At 73.2% G+C, this 20,143-nt stretch carries 18 protein-coding genes; 7 read left to right on the plus strand and 11 right to left on the minus strand.

The window, feature by feature from the left end; genetic code table 11:
• Positions 1–439: 439 nt before the first annotated feature.
• Entirely contained in the window at positions 440–2,080 is a 1,641-nt protein-coding gene (locus ACZ3UD_RS19455; protein WP_465588741.1) for a CocE/NonD family hydrolase, read from the plus strand.
• 323 nt (positions 2,081–2,403) lie between these two features.
• Here ACZ3UD_RS19455 and ACZ3UD_RS19460 read toward each other — a convergent pair whose 3' ends face one another.
• Positions 2,404–2,889 (minus strand): FBP domain-containing protein, encoded by a 486-nt coding sequence (locus ACZ3UD_RS19460; RefSeq protein ID WP_465588744.1) that lies wholly within the window; start codon positions 2,887–2,889, stop codon positions 2,404–2,406.
• Between the two features lie 71 nt (positions 2,890–2,960).
• On the opposite strand from ACZ3UD_RS19460, the gene ACZ3UD_RS19465 reads away from it, so the two are divergent.
• A complete protein-coding gene (locus ACZ3UD_RS19465) occupies positions 2,961–3,530 on the plus strand; it encodes a TetR/AcrR family transcriptional regulator (protein WP_380615077.1) in 570 nt (189 codons plus the stop codon).
• A gap of 223 nt (positions 3,531–3,753) precedes the next feature.
• Here ACZ3UD_RS19465 and ACZ3UD_RS19470 read toward each other — a convergent pair whose 3' ends face one another.
• Positions 3,754–4,509, minus strand: coding sequence for an AfsR/SARP family transcriptional regulator (locus ACZ3UD_RS19470; protein WP_465588748.1), 756 nt, complete (start codon positions 4,507–4,509; stop codon positions 3,754–3,756).
• A gap of 324 nt (positions 4,510–4,833) precedes the next feature.
• Here ACZ3UD_RS19470 and ACZ3UD_RS19475 point away from each other — a divergent pair, with 324 nt between their 5' ends.
• The 5 genes from ACZ3UD_RS19475 to ACZ3UD_RS19495 all read left to right on the plus strand — a co-directional run bounded on the left by ACZ3UD_RS19475 (position 4,834) and on the right by ACZ3UD_RS19495 (position 10,169).
• Entirely contained in the window at positions 4,834–5,100 is a 267-nt protein-coding gene (locus ACZ3UD_RS19475) for a StsA-related sactipeptide RiPP (RefSeq protein ID WP_380615075.1), read from the plus strand.
• 76 nt (positions 5,101–5,176) lie between these two features.
• Complete coding sequence (gene stsB / locus ACZ3UD_RS19480; RefSeq protein ID WP_465588752.1) at positions 5,177–6,667, plus strand: StsB family radical SAM/SPASM domain sactipeptide maturase; 1,491 nt, start codon at positions 5,177–5,179, stop codon at positions 6,665–6,667.
• Positions 6,648–6,944: a PqqD family protein gene (locus tag ACZ3UD_RS19485; protein WP_387623865.1), complete on the plus strand. Its 297-nt coding sequence runs from the start codon at positions 6,648–6,650 to the stop codon at positions 6,942–6,944. Before stsB ends, ACZ3UD_RS19485 begins: the two co-directional genes overlap by 20 nt.
• Positions 6,941–8,332: an NAD(P)/FAD-dependent oxidoreductase gene (locus tag ACZ3UD_RS19490; RefSeq protein ID WP_465588756.1), complete on the plus strand. Its 1,392-nt coding sequence runs from the start codon at positions 6,941–6,943 to the stop codon at positions 8,330–8,332. The genes ACZ3UD_RS19485 and ACZ3UD_RS19490 overlap by 4 nt, the downstream gene beginning before the upstream one ends.
• Positions 8,322–10,169: a S9 family peptidase gene (locus ACZ3UD_RS19495; RefSeq protein ID WP_465588759.1), complete on the plus strand. Its 1,848-nt coding sequence runs from the start codon at positions 8,322–8,324 to the stop codon at positions 10,167–10,169. The genes ACZ3UD_RS19490 and ACZ3UD_RS19495 overlap by 11 nt, the downstream gene beginning before the upstream one ends.
• 97 nt (positions 10,170–10,266) lie before the next feature.
• On the opposite strand, the gene ACZ3UD_RS19500 is transcribed toward ACZ3UD_RS19495, so the two are convergent.
• From ACZ3UD_RS19500 to ACZ3UD_RS19540, 9 genes are all read right to left on the minus strand, one after another.
• Positions 10,267–11,292, minus strand: coding sequence for a methyltransferase (locus tag ACZ3UD_RS19500; RefSeq protein WP_465588762.1), 1,026 nt, complete (start codon positions 11,290–11,292; stop codon positions 10,267–10,269).
• A 4-nt stretch (positions 11,293–11,296) separates the two neighbouring features.
• Positions 11,297–12,535 carry a cytochrome P450 family protein gene (locus ACZ3UD_RS19505; protein WP_465588765.1) on the minus strand — a complete coding sequence of 413 codons (1,239 nt, stop codon included), beginning with the start codon at positions 12,533–12,535 and terminating at the stop codon, positions 11,297–11,299.
• Positions 12,532–13,839 (minus strand): helix-turn-helix domain-containing protein, encoded by a 1,308-nt coding sequence (locus ACZ3UD_RS19510; protein ID WP_465588768.1) that lies wholly within the window; start codon positions 13,837–13,839, stop codon positions 12,532–12,534. The genes ACZ3UD_RS19505 and ACZ3UD_RS19510 overlap by 4 nt, the downstream gene beginning before the upstream one ends.
• 82 nt (positions 13,840–13,921) lie before the next feature.
• Entirely contained in the window at positions 13,922–14,566 is a 645-nt protein-coding gene (locus ACZ3UD_RS19515) for a GAF domain-containing protein (RefSeq protein WP_465588771.1), read from the minus strand.
• Positions 14,563–15,432 carry a S8 family serine peptidase gene (locus ACZ3UD_RS19520; RefSeq protein WP_465588774.1) on the minus strand — a complete coding sequence of 290 codons (870 nt, stop codon included), beginning with the start codon at positions 15,430–15,432 and terminating at the stop codon, positions 14,563–14,565. Before ACZ3UD_RS19520 ends, ACZ3UD_RS19515 begins: the two co-directional genes overlap by 4 nt.
• Complete coding sequence (locus tag ACZ3UD_RS19525; RefSeq protein WP_465588776.1) at positions 15,423–18,446, minus strand: AAA family ATPase; 3,024 nt, start codon at positions 18,444–18,446, stop codon at positions 15,423–15,425. The genes ACZ3UD_RS19520 and ACZ3UD_RS19525 overlap by 10 nt, the downstream gene beginning before the upstream one ends.
• A gap of 54 nt (positions 18,447–18,500) precedes the next feature.
• Positions 18,501–18,692 (minus strand): aroma-sacti cluster domain-containing protein, encoded by a 192-nt coding sequence (locus ACZ3UD_RS19530; RefSeq protein ID WP_465588779.1) that lies wholly within the window; start codon positions 18,690–18,692, stop codon positions 18,501–18,503.
• Positions 18,693–18,706: 14 nt separating this feature from the next.
• Entirely contained in the window at positions 18,707–18,964 is a 258-nt protein-coding gene (locus tag ACZ3UD_RS19535; RefSeq protein ID WP_465588782.1) for a LuxR C-terminal-related transcriptional regulator, read from the minus strand.
• Positions 18,965–18,977: 13 nt separating this feature from the next.
• Positions 18,978–19,961 carry an MvdC/MvdD family ATP grasp protein gene (locus tag ACZ3UD_RS19540; protein ID WP_465588785.1) on the minus strand — a complete coding sequence of 328 codons (984 nt, stop codon included), beginning with the start codon at positions 19,959–19,961 and terminating at the stop codon, positions 18,978–18,980.
• Positions 19,962–20,143 lie beyond the last annotated feature (182 nt).

Raw genomic sequence — 20,143 nt, forward strand, 5'->3', positions numbered from 1 at the left:
TGACCACCCTCCCCCTCACCCTGGGGACCGGACAGGGACCACCAGGATGACCCCGACAGGGCCCGTGCCCGCGCGATCCGCGTGGCACGGGCCCTGTCGCGGTTACTCCGAGATCCCCGGCTCCACCGGGCCACCGGTGTCAGGCCCGACACCATCACCATCCGCGCCGAGCGCGTGACCGCCAACGCCGCCACCGCCACCGACCACAGGGCGTGTGGAGGTGGCCCTGCTCAAGGGCCGGGCCGTCCTGCTCCCCGCGCGAGCGCCGACTCCTGCGGCCTGCTCCGACAAGTGGTCCGGCGCGCCGGCCGTGGTGCTCCAGCCGCTCGGGAGCGCTGGCGTTACTGGCTGGTAATTTGGCTGATCACCACCTCCCATGAGACTCGTCAGATCGCTACGCTCCGGCAGTCGATCGGTTCGAGCGCAGATGGAGCACGTGATGGAACGACCCACCCCCAGCCGTGGACGTCGGACGGCGAGTGCCGTCCTCGCGGCGACGCTCGCCCTTGGCGGGGCTGTCGTCGCACAGCCCGCCGTCGCGGACTCGCCGCCCGCGGCCGCGGTGGGTGTCGGGTCGTTCCGCCTGGCCGACGTCCCGATGAAGGACGGCGTCGTCCTCAAGGCCGACGTGTTCACGCCGGCCCCCGGGACGCCGGGGGCTGATCCGCAGGGGCGCTACCCATTGCTGGTGCAGCCGGCCAGCTGGGGGCAGAACGACCTGGAGTACGTCGCCCAGGGCCGTGCGCTCGCCGCCGACGGGTACGTCGTCGTCACCTACACGGTGCGGGGTTTCTGGGGCTCCGGCGGGGAGGTCGACGTCGCCGGGCCCAAGGACGTCGCGGACATCTCCACGATGATCGACTGGGCGCTCGCGCACACCCCGGCTGACCCGGACCGGGTCGGCATGGTGGGGCTCTCGCTGGGCGGTGGTCTGACCCTGCTCGGCGCCGCCTTCGATCCGCGGATCAAGGCCGTCGCCTCTCTCAGCGGCTGGGCCGACCTCACCGACTCGCTCTACAGCGGGCAGACCCGGCACCTCCAGGCTGCGGCCGTGCTCGCCGGCATCCAGGCCCCGACCGGCCGCAAGAGCCCCGAGTTCGCGCGGGTGCTGGACGACCTCTTCGCCGACCGCGACCTGCCCGAGGTCATCGGCTGGGCGGACACCCGCTCCCCGGCCCGCTACCTGGACCGGATCAACGCGAACGGCACCGCCGTCCTGATGGCCAACGCCTGGGGCGACAGCTTCTTCAACCCCAGCCAGGTCACCGACTTCTACCGGCGGCTGACCGTGCCCAAGCGCCTCGAACTGCGCCCGGGCGACCACGCGAGCCAGGAGTTCACCGGACTGCTCGGACTGGACAACGCCACCTGGAACAGCGCGCGCTCGTGGCTCGACCAGTACGTCAAGGGAGCCCCGGCCCCGGACACCCGAACGCAGCCGGTCCACCTTGAGGTCCGCCCCTCCGGCGCGCACGAGAGCCACGCCGACTGGCAGTCCGTCAGCTCCCGCACCGAACACCTCGCGCTCGGCGCCGACACCCTAGGCGCCGACGCCCTCGGAGAGCCGGCCTCCGCGAACTGGCGGACCACCGTGCTCGGGGACACCCCCTCCGGCGCGAGCGGCGGCGTAGCCCTGCTGTCCGGGCTCGTCGACCAGGCGGTGCACCAGCCGCCGACCGTGGTCGTCCCACTGCTGGCCCGCTCGGCCGCTGTCGTCCGACAGTCTCAGCCCTACCCGCAGGGCCTGTCGCTGCGCGGCGTCGCCCGGGTTCACACTACGGTCACCGCGACGGCCCCGCAGGGCACGGTCGTCGCCTACCTCTACGACGTGGACGCGCTCGGCGTCGGTCGGCTGATCTCACACGCGCCGCAGAGCTGGTCCGGGCGGACGTCGGGGCAGCCGTTCCCGCTGGACGTCTCGCTCTTCGCCACCGCGTACGACCTGCCAGCGGGCCACCGGCTGGCACTGGTGCTCGGCACCCGGGACGCCCTGTACGGCGGGGAGACTCCGCTCGGCACCCGGGTGACCTTCGGCTCGACCACGGCCGACCCGGCCGAGCTGACGCTGCCGGTGCGCTGATCGTCCGACCGCCGTTGGGACCCCCGAGAGTGGGCGGGCCCAGGGAGTTCCCGGGCCCGTGGGGTCCCGGCGGCGAACGGCCGTCCGGGGCCTCGCGGTCACGTCGACCGGCGCCCGGTCGCTCACCTTCCGCGAACAACTCGCCACCCTGCGCCCAACCGCCCGAGCAGCCGGTACGGCCCGACCGCCGACGGATTCCCAGCTGCCAACGGCTCCATGTGCTTCTCTCCGCCGTGCGCGGCCCGGATGCCGGGCACGATCACGGCGAGGACCCCCTGCGGCACCGGTCCACTGGCCAGGCATGGGCGAGACCCCGGGACGGGTCACGCGGTGACCTTGGCGACGAAGGCGGCGAGGTTGGCCACCGTGCGGCGGATCTTCTCCTCGGCGGTCAGCGACTCGTGGAGCCGGGTGCCCACCTCGCGCTTGCCGCGCACGTAGAGCGAGCAGGCGAGGTCGCTGCACATGTACGCGCCGACGGAGTTTCCCTGCTTGCCGGCCTTCCCGGCGAGGGGTGCGACCAGCAGTGAGACGCCCCCGGCATGGGTGGTCACACAGAGTGAACAGATGCTGCGGCGGGCCTGCCAGGCGGCGGCGCCGGAGGAGCGCAGCGCGACCGCCACCGTATGGCCGTCCAGTTCGGCCGCGAGATAGGCGCGGTCGGGGGCCTGCGGGTCGCGCCAGCCGAGGAAGTCCAGGTCGTCCCAGGGCTGTTCGGCCAGGTCGCGGGGGATGTGCAGGCGCTTCGCCTCGCCCTTGGTGCAGTTCACGAAGGCGGAGCGGATCTCTTGCTCGGTCAACGGCTTCATAGGAGGCACAGTAAATAACCTAGGGGTATTAGGCAAATGTATAGTGGCCTCCTGCGATGGAGAGGAAGCGCATGGCACGCGTAGGGCTGAACGCGGAACGACTCACCCGGGCGGGTGCGGAGCTGGCCGACGAGGTCGGCTTCGACAAGGTCACGGTCTCCGCGCTGGCGCGCCACTTCGGCGTCAAGGACGCGAGCCTGTACTCGCACGTCAGGAACTCCCAGGACCTCAAGACCAGGATCGCCCTGCTCGCGCTCGAGGAGCTCGCCGACCGGGTCGCCGCCGCCCTGGCCGGACGGGCCGGCAAGGACGCGCTGGCCGCCTTCGCCAACGCCTACCGCGACTACGCCCGCGAACACCCCGGTCGCTACGCCGCGGCGCAGCTCGAACTCGACTACGAGACCGCGCGCAACAGCGCGGCCGTCCGGCATTCCCAGATGACCCGCGCGATCCTGCGCGGCTACGACCTGGCGGAGCCCGACGAGACCGACGCCGTCCGCCTCCTCGGCAGCACCTTCCACGGCTACGTCGCCCTGGAGCGGGCGGGGAGCTTCCAGCACACCCCGCGCACCACCGAGGACACCTGGTCACGCATCCTGGACGCCCTGGACGCCCTGCTGCGCAACTGGCCGGCGGTCTGAGACTCGGCGCCTGACGCGGCGCCGGACGCGCCCTGGCGGCGGCCTTCCCCTGGGAGGCCTCCCGCACCGGGACGGGCGGGAGGGCTCCCAGGGGAAGGGAGGTCGTCGATCAGTCGGAGCCGGGCGTAACAGCCCCGCCCCGGGCGTCGGCGGCACCAGAACAAGCCGTTGTGGAGAGCGGGTTGGGATGAGGCCGTGCGGTCGACGCGGGGGAGGGGCGCGGTCAGTAGTCGCCGGCCAGGGCGAGTTGGCGTTCGCGGTCCTGCTTCAGCAGCCGGGGGATGGCGCTGCTCGGCGCGACGCCCAGTTCCGAGGACAGCAGCTCCCGGTAGCGGCGGTACCGGCGGTGCGCGTCGGCGACCTCGCCGACGTGCAGGCAGGATTGGACGGCTATCCGCCGCGGCCGCTCGCGCAGCGGGTCGGCCTGGGCGGCGGCGTCGGCGAGTTCGAGCACCGCGGAGTGCTGGCGCCGCTGCAGGAACGTCTCGGCGAGGTTCTCCAGCGCCTGGACGCGTTGCAGTTCCCACTTCCCCTGGAACGGTACGAGCCATTCGTCGTCCCAGCCGTACAGCAGCGGGTGCCGGAGCATGCTCCACGTCTGCGGCAGCCGGTCGCCGCCCACGAGCGCCTCCCCGTCCGCCCGGGACACCGCCGAGACCAGTCCGGCCGCCGTCCGGTAGTCCACCTCGACGCGCTCGGCCAGAGCGACGGTGGTATGCGAGGTCCGTAACAGCTCCCGGACCGTCACCTGGTTCAGCCGCCAGAGGGTCTGGCGCAGCCGTGCGGTGGCCCGGACGGGCGGGACGTCGGGCCACAGCCGCGCGGCGAGGTCGTTGCGTCCCACCGGCCGGTCGTCGAGCACCACGGCCGCGACGAGTCGCTGCTGGATGTCGCTGAGGTCGACGACTCGCCCGTCCATGCGGCAGACGAAGTCCGGCAGGAGTGATACGTGCACGGTGTCGCGGTCGGTGGGTCTCATCGCACCTCTCGGGTTGTCCGACGGGACCGTCAGGTTGACATGTTCATCGATTTCCGCTGCGAACAGCGGATTTGGAGTCATGTCAGCTCAACTCTGACTAGAGATGAGACCGCAGCCCGACCGTGATCGTCAACACCCGCGACGAGGCCCGCCGTCGGGGCGACGCCACCTCCGAACCGTTGACGGGGCTTCACACTACGTGCGTACTATCTGCCCGCAGGCGACACGGCAACCCACGATCGTGGGGTTGTTTCACAAGTCCGCCACGCAGCAGTCTCGGTAGTAGCCCAGCCCAGATAGCCCGAGACAGCGAAAGGTGGAGCAATGACCTTCAACTCCCTGGAGGCCCTTCGTGAAGCCGGGATCCTCGGCGGAACGATGGCGCCCGAGCTCGAAGAGTTCTACGCCAGCCTGACCCCCGAGGAGACCCGGGTCCTCATCTCGACCAAGACCCGCCTCATGGCCGTTCTGCCCGACGTGGTGGCGCACTCCCAGGAGTGGGCCGCGCCGGAGTCCTCCCAGGAGGGCTTCGACGCCGCGATGCTGTGTGCGTGCGGCGCCTGGTCCGGCGCCGGCCAGGCGCAGAAGTAGCCCTGACAGTCCACAGGCGCGGCCCGACGGCCAGGCTCGTCGGGTCGCGCGTGTGCCAGCCCGGATGGGAGGCGGGATGCGAGGGCATCTGGTCCGGAACCTGTCGTTGTTCGACGTGCCGGCGGACCTGACGTACTTCGTGCATGACGAGGAATACCTCGTGGTCAACCCGGAAGTGGGTGCCCGATGTGTCCTCGACCGACGCGAGTTCAGCGTCCTCGAAGCCCTGGCCGGTGAACGGGCCGGCGGGGAACGGGCACTGGAGCCGAGCGACGAGACGGAACGCGTCCTGGCCAGGCTCATCCTGAACTGGATCGTCTACTACAACGGCAACCGGCCCGCGGTCAAGGTCGCCGAGGCCCCGCTGAACGTCGTGTACTACGCCATCACCGACGGCTGCAACCTCCGCTGCCCCTACTGCTACGCGTCGTCCGAGAAGTGCCTCCCGGGCGAGCTCGACACCGCCGAGTCGCTCGACCTGGTCTCGCAGATCGCCGACCTCGGCGCCCGGACCCTCGTCTTCACCGGCGGCGAACCGATGCTCCGCAAGGACCTGTTCCAGGTCGTCGAGCACGCCAACCGCAGTGGCCTGAAGTCGAACATCATCACCAACGCGACGATGATCCGTACGGCGGCGACGGCGCAGCGCTTCGCCGAGCTCTTCGACGCGGTCACGGTCAGCCTCGACGGAGGCACCGCCGAGACCCACGACCGCACCCGCGGCAAGGGCGCGTTCGCCCGGACCCACAAGGCGATCCGGCTGCTCAACGACGCCGGCGTGGCGCCGGCCATCAACCACATCGTCACCTCGGACAACATCGACGAGCTGGAGGACTTCGCGTCCTTCCTCGACGGGATCGAGATCCACAGCATCCGCCTGATGAACCACAACGACCTGGGCCGGGGCGTCGGTGACGCCTACGACTTCGGTTGGCAGGACCACCTGCGGGTGCAGCAGCTCGTCTGGACCTCGCCGGTGGCCGGAAAGCTCCTGCCGGACGGGCCGCGGCCGGTGACGCCGTGCTCGGTCAAGGGCAACTGCGGCATGGGCGGCAACGAGATCTACATCAACTCCCTGGGCGACGTGTACCCGTGCAAGCTCGTCACGGGCAAGGAACAGCACGCGGGCAACGTCCGGCGGCAGCGGCTGTCGGAGGTCTTCGCCAGTCCGGTGCTGTCGGCGATGCGCCGCAGCACGGTGTTCGGCGGGGAGTTCCACGCCGACTGCGAGAAGTGCTACATCAAGGCGAACTGCGGCGGCGGGTGCCGGGCTTCGCACATGGCGGAGTCCGGGGACGTCCGGCGCAACAGCCGGCACCTGTGCCGGATCCTGCGGCACGGCGTCACGACGCAGCTGTGGCAGGAGGCCGGGGTCAGCCGGGCGGAACTCGCCGAGAAGAGCCTCGACATGACGGTTCCCCGGCTGGTCGCCACCGGCGAGGTGCACCCCGTGCACGAGCAGTGGAAGACCTACGTCCCCACGCCGAAGCCCGCGATCACAGTCGGTGAGCTCATTCCCATCATGCCGGTCGACAGGAGGTCGGGCGTTGTCCCTGCACATCAGTGATGCGGTCATCTGGCAGGAGAGCGCGGGCGGGATCTCGCTCTACCACACCGAGTCCGGTGACTTCCGGACCCTGAACGCGACCGCCGCCCAGATCTGGGCCCTGGTGGAGAGCGCCGGCGAACGGGAGGAGGTCGTCGAGCGGCTGTCCCTGCTGTTCGCCGGTCACAACGCCGCGCTGGGGCAGCGCATCCGTACCGAGGTGGACTCGTTCATCAGCTCGATGGTCGAGGCCGGTCTGCTCCAGGAGACCGGAGCCGCGCCGGCCGCGCGGCCGTGACGCGGGCGGTCGTCCTCGGCGGGGGCTTCGCGGGCATCCTGGTGGCCAAGGTGCTCTCCGAGCACGTCGACGAGGTCACCGTGGTCGAGGGCGGCCGCTATCCGGCGGGCCCGGGCGTCCGCTCGGGGCTGCCGCAGGCCTTCCACAGCCATGTGCTGGTGACCGCGGGCGCCCAGGCCCTGGACGCGCTGCTGCCGGGCACCCTGGACGCGCTCCTTGCCGAGGGCGCGCACCGGCGCGGGCTCCCGGGCGACGCGCTGATCCTGACCTCGGGAGGCTGGTTCCGCCGCCACGACACCGGCGCCTTCCTGGTCTCGTGCAGCCGGTGGCTCCTGGACCACGTCATCCGCAGCCGTGCCCTGGCCGACGGCGCGGTGTCGGTGCGCGAGCGCACCCGTGCGCTGCGCCTCGTCGGGGACGCCTCGCGGGTGACCGGAGTCGTGGTCGGCCGGGAGGACGGCTCCGGCGAGACCCTGCGGGCCGACCTCGTGGTGGACACGACGGGCCGGCGCTCGCGGGCGGGCGAGTGGCTGGCCGCGCTCGGCGGGTCCGGCGTCGAGGAGGAGACGGTCGACCCGGGGCTCGCGTACTCCACACGGATCTACCGGGCGCCCGCGGACCTGACCGCCGACCTCCCGGCGATCATGGTGCACCCGCGCCCGGCGGACGGCGGGCCCGGGTACGGCGCGACGCTGTTCCCCATCGAGGGCGGCCGGTGGACCGTCACCCTGACCGGCACCCGCGCCGCGCCGCCGCCCACCGACGAACGCGGATTCGCCGACGGCGCCCGAGCGCTCGGCTCGCCGATCGTGGCGGAGCTGACGGCCGCCGCCGAACCCCTCGGCGGAGTCCGGCCGTTCCGGGCCACCGCGAACCGCAGGAGGTTCTTCGAACGGGGGCCCCGGCCCGACGGCTTCCTGGTCCTCGGCGACGCCCTGGCGGCGATGAACCCGGTCTACTCGCACGGGATGTCGATCGCCCTGCTCAGCGCCGTGCGCCTGGGCCGCGAGCTGGCGCGGCGCGGCGCCGACCCGTCCGTCCTGCCCGAACTCCAGGTCGCCATGGCCGAGGTGGCCGAGCGGGCGTGGCGGATGGCGACCGACCAGGACCGGCCGCGGGCCGACTCCGCCCCCGGGTCCCGGGCGAGGGCCGGGATGTCCCGGGCCGTGCTCGGCAACCCGGCGCTGATGACGGCGCTCTTCCGGGCCCAGACGCTGGTCCCCTCCCCCCGGGGCGTCAACCCGCCCCTCCTGCACGGGCCGTCCGCCGACCCGAACCCTCCGCGCGACACCGACGAGGCGGTCGCGCAGTACCCGGGGCTCTCCCAGTGGTGGCTCTCCGGGCGCCCACGCCAGCCAGCTACCCCGGGAGTGAGCCGTGACGGCTGAATCCGTACCGCTGATCCCGCACTCCGTCCTGTTCGGCAACCCCTCGTACCTGCTGCCGCGGATCTCACCGGACGGGACCAGGCTGCTGTTCCTCGCCCCGGACGACGGTGTGATGAACGTCTGGACGGCCCCGGTGGACCGTCCGGACGAGGCGACCGTACTGACCCGGGACCGCGGGCGCGGCATCCGGACCTACGGCCTCTGCCACGACGACCGCACGCTGTTCCACCTGCGGGACGAGAACGGCGACGAGAGCTGGCGGGTGCACCTCCTCGACCTCGTCACCGGCGAGGAACGCTGCGCCACCCCCTTCGAGGGCGTCCAGGCGCGGGTGCTGGCCCACAACCGGTGGCATCCGACCACGATGCTGATCGGACTGAACAAGGACCGGCGCGACCTGCACGACGTCTACCGGCTGGACCTGGTGACGGCGCGGCTCACCAAGGTCGCGGAGAACCCCGGGTACCTGAGCTGGATCGTGGACACCGACCTGCGGGTGCGCGGCGGCTCGGCGATGAAGCCCGACGGCGGCGCGGCCCTGTACCTGGACCAGCCGGACGGTCCGGACGGTGCCGAGCCCTGGCTCGACGTGCCCTACGAGGACGTCATGGGCACGCGGATCGTCGGCTTCGCGCGGGACGGCGCCACCTGCTACCTGCTGTCCTCCATCGGGGCCAACAGCAGCCGCCTGTTCGCCGTCGACCTCGCGACCGGGCGGCACACCGTGCTCGCCGAGGATCCCGTCTACGACGTCAAGCAGGTCGAGCCGGACCCGCTCGGTCGCACCCCGCAGGCGGTGCTGTTCGCCAAGGACCGCGACGCATGGGTGTACCTCGACGAGGAGTTCGGCAAGGAGCTCGGCCGGATCCGCGGCGAACTCGCGCTCCAGGGGATCGACGGCGAGGTCTACGTCGACCGCAGCGACCGCTCCGACCGGCTGTGGACGGTCTCGGTGGTGACCGGAGCCGGCCCGGTCCTCTACTACCTCCACGACCGCGCGGACGGCCGACTGCGCTACCTCTTCAGCCACCAGCCGGAGCTCGAACGGTACCGGCTCGCCCGGATGGAGCCCTTCGAGTTCACCGCGCGCGACGGGGTCACCGTGCACGGCTACGTGACCTGGCCGCCGGGCGCCGAACGCCGGAACCTGCCGGCCGTGGTGAACGTGCACGGCGGGCCCTGGGCCCGGCACACCTTCGCCTTCGACGAGGAGGCGCAGCTGCTGGCCAACCGCGGCTACGCGTGCGTCCAGGTCAACTACCGGGGCTCGACGGGCTACGGCAAGCGGTTCCGCAACCTCGGCGCCAAGCAGTGGGGCGCCGCGATGCACACCGACCTGCTCGACGCGGTCGACCACCTGGTCGCGGGTGGCGGCATCGACGCCTCCCGGGTCGCGATCATGGGCTGCTCGTACGGCGGGTACGCGGCGCTCGTCGGCGCGGCCTTCACCCCCTCCGTCTTCACCTGCGCGATAGCGCTGTGCGCCCCGTCGAACCTGCTGACGATGCTGGCGGCCGGGGCGCCGTACCGGACCCCGCTGCGGGCGTTCATGACCGCCAACGTCGGGGACCCGGAGACCGAGCGCGACATGCTGTGGGAGCGGTCGCCGCTGTCGCGGGTCGACGACATCGCCGTCCCCGTCCTGGTGGCGCAGGGGGCCAACGACGTCCGGGTGCCCCGGGAGGAGGCGGAGCAGATCGTCGCGGCGCTGGCCGCCAAGGGGCTGCCGCACGAGTACCTGCTGTTCCCCGACGAGGGGCACGGGCTGGCCAGGCCCGGCAACCGCGAGACCTACTACGCGGCGGTGGAACGCTTCCTCGCCGAGCACCTGGCGTGACGGGCCGGCTGGTTCGTCCAGCCGGACAACTCCGCCGCACGGCTCCGCCGCACCGCTCCGCCCGGCCGCTCCCGGCCGGCCGGACCGCCGGCCCCGGTCAGTCCGGGGCCGCGACCAGGATCCGGACCGGCGTGGCCGCCAACCGCCGGGTGACGTCGAGGAGTCGGAAACCGCCGTCGGCGAGCAGCACCCGGAACTCGGCCCGGCTGCGCTCCCGGCCCCCGGTGTAGACCAGCATCGCGATGTCGCTCATGACGACGCCGGCGGCCTCCTGGGCGTCCAGCCGATCGGGCAGGACGGGCTCCACCACCAGCAGGCGTCCGCCCGGGGCGATCGCCTTCCGGCAGTTGCGCAGCAGCGCGACGCAGCGCTCGTCGTCCCAGTCGTGCAGGATTCCCTTCACCAGCAGCACGTCGCCCCGCGGCACCGCCTGGAAGAAGTCGCCCGCTTCGATCGACCAGCGGTCCGGGGCGAGCCCGGCCCCCCGGAAGGTCTCGGCGGCGGCCGCCGACCCCTGGGCGCTGTCGAACAGGACCCCCCGGGCGTCGGGGGCGGCCCCGAGCACGGCCGCCAGCAGGGTGCCGTTCCCGCCGCCGATGTCGACCACGGTGCGGGCGCCCGTGAAGTCGTACGCCCGGGGCACCTCCCGGGCGGTCCACCCGGTGCCCTCACCCATGGCGGCGTTGAAGAGGCCCGACAGTTCGGGGTCGTCGGCCAGGTGGTCGAACAGCGGCCGGCCGTGGGCCTGGTCGAAGGCCGCGCCGCCGGTCCGTACGCCCTCGGTCAGCGCACCCCAGGCCCGCCACGTCACCGGGTCGCCCAGCAGCAGCACGCTGGCGCGGATCGACCGCGGGTGGTCGGCGCACAGCAGGCGGCCCGGCTCGGCCAGGGCGAAGCGGCCCGGTGCGGCCTCGTCGAGCAGTCCCAGCACCGTCAGGGCCCGGACCAGCCTGGTCAGCCCGTCCGGGTCGCAGTCGACCGCCCGGGCCAGCTCGCCGGCCGCCAGCGGCCCGTCCGCGAGCGACTCCGGCACTCCGAGCCGGACGGCCGCGTAGATGATCTGCGAGGTGGCATGGCCGAACGCCATCCGGGAGAGGTTTCCGGACACCTTCGGATCGATCACGTCGTCATTTCCTTCCCAGTGATACCGGTAGGTGGCGCACCCCGTGCAGGAACAGCTCCGGCGTCCATTCCAGCTCGGCCGGGTCGACGGCCAGGGAGAGCCGGGGGAAGCGCTGTACCAGGGCCCCGACGGCGGCTCGGGCCTGCAGCCGGGCCAAGGCCGCGCCGAGGCAGAAGTGGATGCCGTGGCCGAACCCGAGGTGGCGGTTCGGGCTGCGGGTGAGGTCGAAGGCGTCCGGCTCGGCGAAGACGGCCGGGTCCCGGTTGGCCGCGAGCAGTACGGGCACCACGGTGTCGCCGCGCGGGACGACCACCCCGCCGATCTCCACGTCGGTGAGCGCGTACACCGGCCGGGTGTGTCCCACCGGGCCGTTGAAGCGGATCACCTCCTCGATCGCCGAGTCCAGCAGCGCGGGCCGCTCGCGCAGCCGGGCCAACTGGTCGGGGTGGCGCAGCAGTTCCAGTACGGCGTTGCCGATCAGGTTGACCGTCGTCTCGTCACCGGCGAGCAGCAGTTGGAACACGGTGGAGACCAGCTCGGCCCGGCTGATCCCGCCGCCGTCCTGCTCCGCGACGAGCCGGGAGAGCAGGTCCCCGCCCGGGCGGCGCCGCCGTTCGTCGATCCGCTCCTCGACGTACGCGATGAACTCGAATCCCGCACGGCGCACCCGGACCGGGTCCCTGGTCCGGAGCATCTCGTCGCTCCACCGGCGCAGCGCGGACAGGTCGTCGATCGGGAAGCCGACCAGTTCGGCGACGACCACGACCGGCAGCGGCAGGGCCAGTTCCGCGATCACGTCGACCACGTCCCCGGTGTCCCGGGCGGTGTCCCGGGTCGCGTCCTGGGGCGCCGGCACGAGCCCGTCCACGACCTGTTCGACGCGTCGCCGGACCGCCGCCACCGTGCGGGCGCCGAACGCGGGGGCGATCAGGCGGCGCAGCCGGGTGTGGTCCGGGGGGTCGAGGTTGAAGACGTTGCGCCGCACCATCGCCAGCGGGTCGAGGTCCCACCGCCGGTGGACGGCGGCCAATTCGGCGGGGAGTCGGTCGAGTTGACGGCCGAGGTCCGGGTCGAGCAGGGCGCGCTGCACGTCCGCGTAGCGGGTCAGGTACCAGGACGCCCGGCCGCTCACCCGGTCCACCCGGCGGTGGACCGGCGCCAGTTCGCGCATCCGGTGCAGGAGCGGGTACGGGTCGGCGCGGTGTTCCGGGGCGTTCGGATCCAGATCGAGGGTGCCGGTCACAGCGCTCCGCGAGGGTTCCGGGGGGCCCGCAGCAGCGCCCGCAGCAGGTTCGGCAGGTGCAGGCGTGTCCCCGACTCCTCGTGCGAGGCGCGGACGAGCCCACGGCCCAGCAACTGGCCGACGCCGTCGACAAGGTCGTTCCGCGGGCGGTCCAGGGCCACGGCGGCCTCGGGTACGGTCGGTGCCCGGTCGCAGCGCGCCAGCTCCAGCAGGATCGCGAGGTGGGCGGCGTCCAGACGGTCGACCTCGGCCCCGAGCAGGCCGCCGATCGTCCCGGGACCACCGGCGGACCGGGCCGGGACCGGCAGGTCCAGCAGGCTCGGCAAGGGCTCCTCCGCCAGTTGGCGCAGGCCCAGCACCCCGAACCGGCCGGCCGCGGCCTCCAGGGCGACCGGCAGGCCGTCCAGCCGTCGGCAGATCCGGGCCAGCGCGTCCGCGTCGGCGCGGCCGGGCGCGAACCCCGGCCGGACCTCCGAGAGCCGGTCCAGCAGCAGCCGCACCGACGGTACGCCGGTCAGCGTGTCCGGTGACCCCGTCGCGTCCCTCTCCGCCCCCGGCACGGCCAGCGGTGGGAGCACCGTCGCCTGGACGCCGGTGACCTGCCAGGGCGTCCGGGAGGTGCTGACCACCCGGATGCCGGGGCAGTACGCCAGCAGCTCCTCCACCCCGGCCGGGGGCCCGGTGTCGGCGACCCCGTCGAGCACCAGCAGCACCTCGTGGCGGCTGATCAGCCGACAGACCGCGGAGACGTCCGCCGCCCCCGATTCGACCAGCAGGCGCAGCGACTTCGTCAACGGGCCGAACGCCGTACCGCTAGCGCCGTGAGGCCGTGGGCCCGTCCCGATCCACAGCACCGGCCAGCCACGGCGCGAGCCGAGCCGGGCGGCCAGCTCGGCGGCCACCCTCGACTTGCCCACGCCGGGGAGCCCGGAGACGGAGACCATGCGGCGATGGCCCGACTCCAGGGCCTGCGCCATCGCCCGCACCTCGGTGTCGCGCCCCAGCAGGGCGTTGACGGCCCGAGGTGCGGCGAGGCCGGGGTCGGTTCCGTCCGGTTCTCCCCGGCGGCCGCCCGCACCCGAGCTGATGAAGAGCTCGCGCGCCAGGCCGTGCAGCCGCAAGGCGTCCGCGAGCAGGCGGACGGTCTGCATCCGCGCGTGGGCCCGGCCCGATTCGAGGTCCCGGATCGTCCGCGGGCTGATGGTCGACAGGTCGGCGAGCGTCCGCTGGGTGAGTCCGGCTTGGACCCGCTTGTGGCGGAGCAGTTCGGGGAACGGCGCTTCGGTCTCGGTACTGTGCACCATGGGGCAGGACGGTAGGCGAGGCCCGTTCCGTGCGCGTCTCCGGTGCGTCGCCGACCCGTCCGCGCTGCGTCTCCGCGGGCCGTCACCCCGAGTTCGGGGTCAGCTGGGCCCGCCGGTCCAGCAGCTCCAGCGAGATGCCCAGCAGCGCGGCGGCCAGCGGGTCGGAGGAGTCCATGACGGCGTGGTCCGACAGCCGGGCCACCAGCTCGCCCAGCCGCGGCGCGGTGTCCACCGTCCGCTCGCCGCGCCGGAGCAGGGCGAGGCTCAGGGCGGCCTGGGTGGCGAGCAGGCCCAGCAGCTCGATGTCGTCGAGCTCGCGGCTGGGGTCGTTCGCCGGCCGGACATGGCGGTCCAGCACTTCGATCACGCCGATGCACTCCCCGTCCGCGATCAGCGGGGCGGCGAGAATGCTGGTGGGGACGTACCCGGTGGACGCCGCGGCGTCGTGGGCGAACCGGTCGCTGTCGGCCACGTTGTCGGTGATCAGCGGCTGGCCGCTGGCCGCCACCCAGCCGGCGATGCCGGTGCCGGGCTCGAAGCGCTTGCCGACCAGGCCCTGTTCGCCCTCGCCGGCGACCGCCGCGAAGACCAGCTCACCGGTGTCGGGGCTCACCATGAAGACCGAGGACGCGGCGGCGCCGTAGACGTAACGGGCCACCGACACGACGGACTGCAGCAGTTGACGTTCGGTCGCCCCGCTGACGGGAGCGGGTGGCAAGGGTTTCATTCTCCGCCTCCTGGAGCCGATAGGTTTGCGGCGCAGTGGTACAGCACGGTCTTGAGCTGGAACGGCGTGAGCCAGGGGTGCTTGCTCAGCACGAGGGCCGCGATCCCGGCGATGTGCGGCGCCGCGAAGCTGTTGCCCGTGCTGCGGACGGTGCCGCCGCCCGGCCGCGCCACCGGGACGCGCACCCCTCGGGCGCGGAACTCCACCGGCGGCGCGGCGTTGTAGTAGAACCGCATGCTGTCCGGCTCGGCGTGGCTGGCGACCGAGATCACCGAGGCGAAGTTCCACGGGAAGCTCTCGATCGGCAGGTTGTGCGCCGCCGCCACGATCGTCGTGCGGCGGAAGTAGGCTCGGTCGCACAGTTCGCTGAGCCGGCCGCGGAACTCCAGCCTGCTCGTCGACAGGCTCATGCTGATCACGTCGAACCCCTCCTCGATCGCGAAGGCGAGCCCGGCGACCAGCGCGGCGGCGCTGCCGGACCTCCCGTCGCCGAGGACCTTCAGCGAACTGAGCGAGACCCGCGGCGCGATCGCGCGGATGATCCCCGCGCACGCGGTGCCGTGCCCGGCGCCGTCGTTCGGCTCGCACTCGGCCACCCGCGGTGCCCGGCCCTCGGCGGTCACCACCTCCCACGCCCGCTCGACCGACCCGACCAGCGGATGGGTCGCGTCCACGCCGCTGTCCAGCACGCAGACCCGGACGTCCTCACCGCTGGCACCCGCCCAGGCCCACCGGGAGTCGATCCCGTCGAACAGGCTGGTCGGCAGGGGCTCGCCGAGGTCACCGTCGGTCGGCATGCTCCAGGCGGGCATGCCGGAGAAGTGCTGCGGCCGCTCACGCCGCCAGGGCGCGCCGTTCACGTCCATTCCCGCACCGCTTCCAGAGGTTGGGTCGCACCGACGGCGGTGTAGCCGTCGACGGCCGCCAGGGCCATGGCATGGGCCCCGGCCTCGTCGCCGAGCAGCCGGGCCGCGCGGGCCAGGTCGAAGCAGACCTCGCCGCGCAGGCACGGGTCGTCGACGCCGTCGAGCAGGGCCGGGACCTCGGCGAGCAGCGGATCGGCGCGGCCGCGCCCGGCGGCGATCAGCACCGCCGCCGAGAGGCACAGGATCCGCCCCCGGACGTCCATCTCCTCGCGCCGGTCGAGGAGTTCGGCGATCCGCTCGGCGGCCTCGTCCAGGCGGCCACGCCGGGCGCACTCACGGGCGGCCTGCACCCGCATGCCCAGCGACACCGACACGTAGCCGGCCGCTTCCAGGGCCTCGGCCGCGTGGCGGAAGTGCCGTTCGGCCCGGGCGTGGTCACGGCGCAGCGAACAGGCGAGTGCGGCCACCTGGTCGACCAGGACGCCTCCCATGGTCAGCCGGAGCTGTTCGACGACGGATCCGGCCTCGGCCAGCGCCGCGCGGGCGCCGGCGTCGTCCCCGGTCAGCGCCAGGCAACGGGCCCGCGCGGCCAATGCGGGCAGGAGCAGGAACCGGTCGGCGGCGAACCGCTCCACGAGCTCGGCGCAGCCCGCCAGTTTGCTGGGCACCGGGGTCGGCGACCACTGCCGGACCTCGCACAGGGCGACCAGGAGCCGGTCCTCCTCGTACGCGTCACCGGCGGCCCGGGCGTGCTCCAGCGCGGCGCTCGCCGCCTCCTCGGCGGCCCCGAACCGGCCGTGCGCCAGGTGGAGCAGCATCCGCAGCTGCTCGAACCGGCACCAGGCGAACCGGTCGGCCGTGTCGCCGGGGCCGCCGGGGTCGCCTGTGCCGCGTGTGTCGTCCGTGTCGCCTGTGCCGCCGTCGAGTTCGGCCCGCAGCTCCTCGACGCCCACCACGGTGACCGTGCCCAGGCGCGCCGCCAACAGGGAGCGCTGCACCAGGTAGAGCCGTCGCCCGGGGGCGTCGGGACCGTGCCGCAGGCCGTCCGCGACCACCTCCACCGCGCGCCCGGTGTCCCCGGAGAGCATCAGGGCGTCGCTGAGACGGATCGCCGCGACCTGCCGCCACCGGCCGGGCCCCCGCCCCGCCAGCACGAGCGCGCGTTCCAGCAGTTCGATCGCGCTCGGCAGGTCGCGTTGCCGCAGCGCCGCCGTCCCCTCGGCGAGCAGCGCTTCGGCCGCCCGCCGGGCCAGTTGCGGCAGCTCCGAGTCGTCCGGGCGCAGCCCGCCGAGCAGGTGCGCGGCGGCCTCGAAGTGGAAACCGGGGCTGAAGCCGCGCTCGGCCAGGCGCCGGTGCCACGCGATGCGCTGCTGTTTCTCCAGCCGCCCGTACGCCACCTCGTGGACCGGCTGCTGGATGAAGCGGTAGCCGCCCTCGTCCGCGGTGGCGCGGAACAGCTGCTGCCGCGCCAGCGCGTCGGCGGTCGCGGCCGGCCCCGTCTCCTCCAGCGCCGTCTCGTCCAGCGCCGTCTCGTCCAGCAGGGCGAGTTGCTCCAGGGTGAACGTGGGACCGATCACCGCGGCCGCGCCCAGCAGCCGCCGGGCGGGCGGTGGGAGCCGGTCGATCATCGCGCCCACCATGGCGGTGATGGTCGGCGGCACCTCGTCCACCGTCCGGCCGGTGCCCAGCCACTCCACCATCAGCCGGATGAACCGCGGATTGCCCGCGCTGTACAGGGCGACCCGGTCGGCCAGGCCGAGGTCGTGCAGCTGCACCTCACCGGGGCCGCGGCCCGAGGCCAGCGAGGCCGCCAGCCGGGCACCGTCGACCGGGTCCAGCGCGCCGAGGTCGATCACCTCGTCGCCGTCGAGCCGGGGCCCGTCCGGCCCGCCGAACTCCGGCCGGGCCACGCAGAGCGTCAGCAGCGGGAGGTCCCGCAGGGCGCCGGTCAGGTCGGCGATGAGCTGCAGGAACGAGGGCCCCGCCCACTCCAGGTCGTCCCACACCACGACGAGCGGGCGGGTGGCCGCGGCGGCGGCGAGCAGCTCGCGCGCGGCCCAGGACACCTCCTCCACCCCCGGGCCCGGTCCGGCGGTGGCGGGGCGGGCGGGCGAGGTCTCGCGAAGGCCGGCGAGCACCCCGGCGATGCGCTGGTCGGTCCGCAGCAACTCCGCGCAGGCGGGCACCTGTCGCTCCAGCCCGTCCAGGACGTCGACGAGGGCCGAGTACGTGCCCTTCGCCCCGTAGGACGGACAGGTGCCGAACACGGCGACCGGCCCGGCCCCGGCCGCGACGAGCCCCTCGACGGTCTCCCTGACCAGCCGCGTCTTACCGATGCCGGCCGGTCCCAGCACCGACACCACCGCCGGTCTCCGGTCCCCGGCCACCCGGTGGTAGATCCGGCGCAGCCGACGGCGTTCGGTGCGGCGGTCCACCATGCGCGGCTCGTCACCGATCCCGTCGACGGCGGCCTCGCCGGTCACGCACAGCGCGGCGACGGGTTCGGCCTTGCCTTTCAGCGTCAGCGGCGGCACCGGGTCCATCGCGTAGCGCGGGCCCGCCAGTTGGGCCACGGTCTCGTTGACGATGATCTCGCCGGCGACCGCCGAGGACTGCAGGCGCGCGGCGAGGTTGACCACGTCGCCGACGATCCGCAGGCCGGCCCGGGCCGAGCGCGTCACCAAGGCCTCACCGGCGGCGATGCCGCAGTGGATCTCCACCGGTACGGCGTCGGCGGCCGGTGCGCGCAGCCGGCCGACCCCGGTGCGGATCAGCACGGCCGTGCGCAGCGCCCGCAGCGCGTCGTCCTCCCGCGAGGTGTCCGCCCCGAAGACCGCCATGACGGCGTCGCCGATGAACTTCTCCACCGTTCCGCCGTGTTCCTCCACGGTGGTGCAGCAGATCTCGTAGTACTGCTCAAGGAGCTGCTGCAACGGCTCCGGGTCGACGTGCTCGGCGAGCCGGGTCCAGCCGACGAGGTCGAGGAAGAGCACGACCACCAACCTGCGACTCATGCGTGGTCCTCCGCCAGGGCTCGGTCGTGGTGCGGGGTCGGCGATGCGGGTGGATCAGAGCAGCTTCAGATCGTGGGCCCACACCTCGGCGTCCGGCTCGGCCTCCGCCTGGGCGAGCCGGCGTTGGACCGACGCGAGGACGGCCGTCTCCTCCTCGGTCAGACCGGCCAGCACCTCGCGCTGCGCGGCGCTCAACTGGTCGACCGGGAGCCCCGCTTCACGCAGGCTGGTCAGCGGATCGAACATGGCACCCATCCCCTTCAGACATCCCTTTCACGAGGGCCGCACGGCGGCGGCCAGATGCCGATCGGCAGCAGCCGGTGGACGTAGCAGTAGGCCACCAGCTCCGCCCGGTTGCGGCAGTTGAACCGCCCGAGCAGGACGCTGATCTCCTCGCCCACGGTGTGCCTGCTCAGCCGCAGCTCGCGGGCCACGCGCTCGGTCGTGTGCCCCCGCGCCAGCATGGCCACCAGCAGCAGGTCCCGGGCGGAGACCTCGGCACCCCGTATCGCTGTCATCGGTGCGGTCTCCTCACGACGTACTCCGTACGAACAACTCGCGGACCATCACGGCGGCCATGAACGAGACGCCGTGCCAACGCGCCCTGCGTTCGAACCAGAGCCAGTCGCCGTCCGGATTGGCCTCCAGGAACACCGGGTCCCCGGTGTCGGGGACGAGCAGGTCGAACGCCCCGTAGCGCAGGTTCCACGCGGCGCACAGGGCGCGCACCGCGTCGGCGGCGGCCGGCGGGCACGGGACCCGCCGCACCGTGACGCTGCCGGGGTCCGCCATCAGGCTCGACGGGTCCGGCTTGTCGACCTCGAAGGCGCAGATCCCGCCGCCGAGGTGGTACACCCGCAGTTCCCGGGCGCCGCCCAGGTACTCCTGGACGACGACGGGATGACCGACGACCGGATCGTCGGCGACCGGATGACCCCCCGCCACCGCGTCCGGACCGATGACCGACGGCAGCCACCTCGACCAGTTCCGCCGATCCGGCTCGAACAACCGGAAGTCCTGGGTCTTGACGATCACACTCGGCGTGCCCAGCCCGCGCGTGCCCGTCGGGACGTGGTTGGTGACGACCGTGCGGGGAGTCCGCACGCCCAGCCGCCGGGCCTGCGCCAGCTGGCCCGGCCCGACGAGGGTGCTGCCGGGCAGGGCGGCGGTCGCCGTCGACGCCACCTGCTGGAGGAACCCGGACCAGGCCGCCGCCTGCAGCGGCGTCACCGAGCCCGCCGGCTCGGCCCGCGCCACCAGTGCGCAGGCCGCCGCGTGACGGACCCAGACGACCGCCGGCCTGACCCGCTGACCGGCGACGTCCAGCAGGCCGGTGTCCACGTCGAGCGCCATGGGCGTCGAGCGGAGGTCGGCCTGCCGGATCAGTATCGTCGGCGTTTCCAGCGGCCCCGTCAATATCTCGCGCACGATCTCCAATTCACGGCCGCCCGCGCAATTCACCAGCACCACGGCGGCCTTTCCGTCGTGGTTCCCCGCATGTCCTGAACGGCTCACGCCAGGAATGCTAGCCACCCGGGCCGGGTGCGCCGCGGCAGATCGGCGGCAGCTCCAAGGCAGCTTCCACACCGGCCGGTTGCGCGCGCTCCGATCGGCGTAGGGTCCACCGGGAACACCTCGGCCGACCATCCCGAAAGAGATCGATAAGAGATCCGGAAGAGATCGAGCGCGATGTGAGG

The organism is Kitasatospora sp. NPDC023118 (genome assembly GCF_055560875.1).